This window comes from Streptomyces sp. SID9727 (assembly GCF_010550605.1).
GTDB lineage: Bacteria > Actinomycetota > Actinomycetes > Streptomycetales > Streptomycetaceae > Streptomyces.
Map to the genome: position 1 here is coordinate 1 of NZ_JAAGNI010000079.1, position 5,295 is coordinate 5,295.

Consider the following 5,295-nt stretch of genomic DNA (forward strand, 5'->3'; position numbering starts at 1 on the left):
CGCACCGGGCGGCAGCGCCGCCGCGTCCCACCACGCGGCCAGATCCGCCCGGGCGCTCCCCGTCCCGCGCCGCAGCACACCCGAACCGTCCGGCCCCCACATCCGCCCCCGCCCCTCGACGAGCCGGGGCCGGTCGGGCGCGGTCAGCCGCAGCGTCACCCGGGCGTTCAGGTCCGGGGCGCTCAGCCGCTGCTCCACCTCGATCGCGGCGGTGCGCCGCCACTCCCGTACGCGGACCGCCATCCGTTCGCCGTCGTCCGCCCGCCCGATCTCGTACAGCGCCCCGGCCCGCAGGTGACGCCCCTTCACCAGCCGCAGGTCCTCGACGGGCCGCCCGTCCGGCGTGCGGACGGCCGTGCCGTCGGCCCGGGTCGACTCGGCCAGGTCCCAGACGAGCGGGGCGAGTTCGGCGACGAGGGCGCGCTCCACGGCCAGGACGGTGACGGAGTGCCGAAGGACGGCCATCGGGGAGTCCGCCCTCAGACGCTCATCGAGCGGGCGGTGTTGACCTGGGACATCACCATCGGGAAGGTCTCGGGCTGCGTGGCCGGGATCATCGTGGAGTGGTAGCGGCCCCCGCTGGTCACCGTCACCTGGACGAAGCCGGTCGTCTGCTTCTGCTTCATCAGCAGGAAGAGCAGGCCGATCAGACAGGCCAGAGCGAAGATGATCGCCAGCACGATCGCCACCGGCGGGATCTTCTCCTCGGTGCGCGACATGTCCGTCGCCGTCCACACCGCGCCCTTGAGGGGCATCGTCCCGGACGGCGTCACGATCGAATCGCTCATCACCGTGATGTCCCCGATGGACAGCACCGGCGTTCCGCCGCCCGCCGGAGCCGCGCCCGGATACCCGTAACCCGGCGCCGGCTGCGACGGATACCCGTAGCCCGGCGGCTGCGAGGGCGGGCCGGAGAGCGGCTGCGGGTAGCCGTAGACCGGGCTGCCGCCCACCGGATATCCGTAGCCCTGACCGTTCGGGACGCCGGGAGGGGTCCCGGGCTGCTGCGGCCCCCACTTGGATGAGTCGTCCGCGTACGGATTCGGATCGCTCAACGTGCCCCCGCTCTCGCTCCCCCGCGCACCCCCGTGCGGCGGTGGGTGAACCGACCACCGGTTCCGCACGACCGTACCGTCCGAGCCGCCCGGGCGCAGCAAGAGGCCCGGACCCTCGCGGGGGACCGGGCCTCTTCGTGTGCTCGGGGGATCAGAAGCGACGCGTGATCAGCGCGCGCTTGACCTCCTGGATCGCCTTGGTGACCTCGATGCCACGCGGGCAGGCGTCCGTGCAGTTGAAGGTGGTGCGGCAACGCCACACACCGTCACGGTCGTTGAGGATCTCCAGGCGCTGCTCGCCGCCCTCGTCGCGCGAGTCGAAGATGAAGCGGTGCGCGTTGACGATCGCCGCCGGGCCGAAGTACTGGCCGTCGTTCCAGAACACCGGGCACGAGGACGTGCACGCGGCGCACAGGATGCACTTGGTGGTGTCGTCGAAGCGCTCGCGGTCCTCGGGGGACTGCAGGCGCTCGCGGGTCGGCTCGTTCCCCTTGGTGATGAGGAAGGGCATGACGTCGCGGTACGCCTGGAAGAACGGGTCCATGTCGACCACGAGGTCCTTGAGGACCGTGAGGCCCTTGATGGCCTCGATCGTGATCGGCTTCTCCGGGCTCAGGTCCTTGATCAGCGTCTTGCAGGCGAGCCTGTTCTTGCCGTTGATCCGCATGGCGTCCGAACCGCAGATGCCGTGCGCGCAGGACCGGCGGAACGTGAGCGTCCCGTCCTGGTCCCACTTGATCTTGTGAAGGGCGTCGAGGACACGCTCCTTCGGGTCGATCTCGATCTGGAAGTCCTGCCACTGGGCCTCGTCGGAGACCTCCGGGTTGAACCGCCGGATGCGGAACGTGGCCGTGATGTACGGCGAGTCGGCGAAGCCGGCCTCGGGCTCGGGAGCCTTGTCGGCCTTGTCCAGGGTGGGTGTAGCCATCAGTACTTACGCTCCATCGGCTGGTAGCGGGTCGTGACGACCGGCTTGTAGTCCAGCCGGATCGACTCGGTGCCGTCCTCGGCGACCTCGCGGTACGCCATGGTGTGGCGCATGAAGTTGACGTCGTCGCGGTTGGGGTAGTCCTCGCGGTAGTGACCGCCGCGGGACTCCTTGCGCGCCAGCGCCGACGTCGCCATGACCTCGGCCAGGTCGAGCAGGTTGCCCAGCTCGATGGCCTCCAGCAGGTCGGTGTTGAACCGCTTGCCCTTGTCCTGGACGGACACGTCCAGGTAGCGCTTGCGCAGCTCCGCGATCTTGTCGACCGCGGTCTTGATCGTCTGCTCGGTGCGGAACACCATCACGTTGGCGTCCATGCACTCCTGGAGCTCCTGGCGGATCGCCGCGACCCGCTCCGTGCCCGTGGAGCCGCGCAGCCGCTCGACCTGGTCGATGACCTGCCGCGCCGGGTCCTCGGGAAGCTCGATGAGGTCGTTCTTCGCGGCGTACTCGGCGGCGGCGATGCCCGCGCGGCGCCCGAAGACGTTGATGTCGAGCAGCGAGTTGGTGCCGAGGCGGTTGGCGCCGTGCACCGACACGCAGGCGACCTCGCCGGCGGCGTACAGGCCCGGGACGACGGTGGTGTTGTCGGCCAGCACCTCGCCCTCGACGTTGGTCGGGATGCCGCCCATGGCGTAGTGCGCGGTCGGCTGGATCGGGATCGGGTCCGTGTAGGGCTCGATGCCGAGGTACGTACGCGCGAACTCGGTGATGTCCGGGAGCTTGGCGTCCAGCTGCTCCGGCGGCAGGTGCGTCAGGTCGAGGTAGACGTGGTCGCCCTCGGGACCGCAGCCGCGGCCCTCGCGGATCTCCGTGTAGATGGAGCGGGACACGACGTCACGGGACGCGAGGTCCTTCATGACGGGCGCGTACTTCTCCATGAAGCGCTCGCCGTCCTTGTTGCGGAGGATGCCGCCCTCACCGCGGGCGCCCTCCGTCAGCAGGATGCCCATGCGCCAGATGCCGGTCGGGTGGAACTGGAAGAACTCCATGTCCTCCAGCGGCAGGCCACGGCGGTAGCAGGCGGCCTGGCCGTCACCGGTCAGGGTGTGCGCGTTCGACGTCACCTTGAAGAACTTGCCGGTGCCGCCCGAGGCGTAGATGACCGACTTCGCGCGGAAGACGTGGATCTCGCCGGTGGCCAGCTCGTAGGCGACGACGCCGGCGGACTTCTTGACGCCGTCCTCCTCGACGACCAGCTGGTCCAGGACGTAGAACTCGTTGAAGAACTCCACGCCCTCCTTGACACAGTTCTGGTAGAGCGTCTGGAGGATCATGTGGCCGGTGCGGTCGCCCGAGTAGCAGGCGCGGCGGACCGGGGCCTCGCCGTGGTTGCGGGAGTGACCGCCGAACCGGCGCTGGTCGATCTTGCCCTGGGGCGTACGGCCGAACGGCAGGCCCATCTTCTCCAGGTCGAGGACGGCGTCGATGGCCTCCTTCGCCAGGATCTCGGCGGCGTCCTGGTCGACCAGGTAGTCACCGCCCTTGATCGTGTCGAAGGTGTGCCACTCCCAGTTGTCCTCCTCCACGTTGGCCAGCGCGGCGGCCATGCCGCCCTGCGCGGCGCCCGTGTGGGAGCGGGTGGGGTAGAGCTTGGTCAGCACGGCGGTGCGGCTGCGCTTGGTCGACTCGATGGCCGCGCGCATGCCGGCGCCGCCGGCGCCGACGATGACGGTGTCGTACGTGTGGATCTGCATGGTTTACCTCTGGTCCTTCGGGCCCGGCGCCTAGCGGATGTTCGGGTCGAAGGTGAAGATCACCAGCGTGCCCAGCAGGACGGTGAACACCGTGGCGGTGTACAGCAGCATCTTCAGCCAGAAGCGGGTGTTGTCCCGTTCGGCGTAGTCGTTGATGACCGTACGCAGACCGTTGGCGCCGTGCAGCATGGCGAGCCACAGCATCGCCAGGTCCCAGACCTGCCAGAACGGCGAGGCCCAGCGCCCCGCCACGAAGGCGAAGCCGATCTTGGACACGCCGCCGTCCAGCACCAGCTGGATCAGCAGGTGGCCGATGACCAGGACGACCAGCACGATGCCCGACAGGCGCATGAAGAGCCAGGCGTACATCTCGAAGTTGGTGCGCGAGCCCTTGGGGGTCTTGCCGGTCCGCTTGCGCGGCGGCTCGATGACGGGGGCCGGGTTGTCGACGTCGTAGAGCGAACCGCCTTCGACGGCGCCGATCGCGGAAGTCTCGGTGGACATGGGCCTCAGCTCCCGAAGAGTTCGCGTACGGCGTGGCCGAGGACGGGGTACAGGGCACCCAGCATCAGCACGATCCAGATGCCCAGCACGGTCCAGAGCATCTGCTTCTGCACGCGCGGGCCCTTGGCCCAGAAGTCCACGGCGACGATGCGCAGACCGTTCAGCGCGTGGAAGAGAATCGCGGCCACCAGGCCGTATTCCAGGAGCGCGACGATCGGCGTCTTGTACGTGGACACGACGTCGTCGTACGCCTCGGGGGAGACGCGGACGAGGGCGGTGTCCAGGACATGCACGAACAGGAAGAAGAAAATGAGGACACCGGTGACTCGATGAGCCACCCAGGACCACATGCCTTCCCGGCCGCGGTACAGCGTTCCAGCCGGCACGGAAGAACCCTCCGGGAGCGGGGATTGGGGTCGGCCGGCTTGACTGTCGGTCTGACCCGGCCGGGTACGGTCCACCGGCCCCGGCCATCGTAGCGACGGATTGTCGGTTCGATCGCGCGGGGCCCTCCGGTGTGATCAAAGTGGCAACGAAACAGGCACGGACGGGCTATGGACAGCCCTCCGCGACCCTCTCCGGCCCCTCAGTGCCGGGGAATCCGGGCCGCGCGGCCCGGCCCCAACCCGTTACCGACTCGATATCAACGCGGCCAGGCGGCCCCGGGCGAGTCGCCGCATCTCGTCCGCCGCGACCGCCCGCTCCCGGTCCTCCCCGTGCGCCAGCCGGGTCCGGATGCCGGCCAGCACCTGGTCGGGGTGTTCGGCGGGCGGATAGCCGTCCAGGCAGATCACGAAGGCGTGGCCGAACTTGCGTTCGTACTCGGCGTGGGCGGCGGCCAGCGCGAGATGGGCGGAGCGCGGCGCGTCCGGCCGCAGCCCTGGGGACACCTCGGCCGCCAGCGCCTCGGCGTGCTCGCCGGGGGAGAGGTCGTAGGCCGCCTCGTCCGCCGCTGCGAGCAGCGCCTCCGCGTCCGGGTAGGGGCGGTGGCCGGCGAGGCGCCGCGCCCAGGCCGGGCTGCCGAAACACGCCAGGAGGGCCGCCTCGGCCTCGG

The 5,295-nt window shown here is 69.8% G+C and carries 7 protein-coding genes; all 7 read right to left on the reverse strand.

Annotation, left to right across the window (positions count from 1 at the left end):
• Positions 1-465, reverse strand: a 465-nt coding sequence (locus G3I41_RS05135) for a hypothetical protein (RefSeq protein ID WP_164399121.1), incomplete at its 3' end; no start/stop codon positions are given.
• Between the two features lie 14 nt (positions 466-479).
• A complete protein-coding gene (locus tag G3I41_RS05140) occupies positions 480-1,055 on the reverse strand; it encodes a hypothetical protein (protein WP_164399122.1) in 576 nt (191 codons plus the stop codon).
• Between the two features lie 151 nt (positions 1,056-1,206).
• A complete protein-coding gene (locus tag G3I41_RS05145) occupies positions 1,207-1,983 on the reverse strand; it encodes a succinate dehydrogenase iron-sulfur subunit (RefSeq protein ID WP_018101096.1) in 777 nt (258 codons plus the stop codon).
• Entirely contained in the window at positions 1,983-3,737 is a 1,755-nt protein-coding gene (sdhA, locus tag G3I41_RS05150) for a succinate dehydrogenase flavoprotein subunit (protein WP_164399123.1), read from the reverse strand. Before sdhA ends, G3I41_RS05145 begins: the two co-directional genes overlap by 1 nt.
• A 30-nt stretch (positions 3,738-3,767) precedes the next feature.
• Positions 3,768-4,241 (reverse strand): succinate dehydrogenase hydrophobic membrane anchor subunit, encoded by a 474-nt coding sequence (locus tag G3I41_RS05155; RefSeq protein WP_164399124.1) that lies wholly within the window; start codon positions 4,239-4,241, stop codon positions 3,768-3,770.
• 5 nt (positions 4,242-4,246) lie between these two features.
• Positions 4,247-4,627, reverse strand: a complete 381-nt coding sequence (gene sdhC, locus G3I41_RS05160) for a succinate dehydrogenase, cytochrome b556 subunit (protein ID WP_164399125.1) — start codon at positions 4,625-4,627, stop codon at positions 4,247-4,249.
• 243 nt (positions 4,628-4,870) lie between these two features.
• Positions 4,871-5,295: 2-oxo-4-hydroxy-4-carboxy-5-ureidoimidazoline decarboxylase (locus G3I41_RS05165; protein WP_164399126.1), on the reverse strand; the 425-nt coding region annotated here is incomplete at its 5' end.

Coding starts and splice junctions, on each gene's coding strand:
- G3I41_RS05155 (WP_164399124.1), bottom strand. CDS start 4,241: ATGTCCACCGAGACTTCCGCGATCGGCGCCGTCGAAGGCGGTTCGCTC.
- sdhA (WP_164399123.1), bottom strand. CDS start 3,737: ATGCAGATCCACACGTACGACACCGTCATCGTCGGCGCCGGCGGCGCC.
- G3I41_RS05145 (WP_018101096.1), bottom strand. CDS start 1,983: ATGGCTACACCCACCCTGGACAAGGCCGACAAGGCTCCCGAGCCCGAG.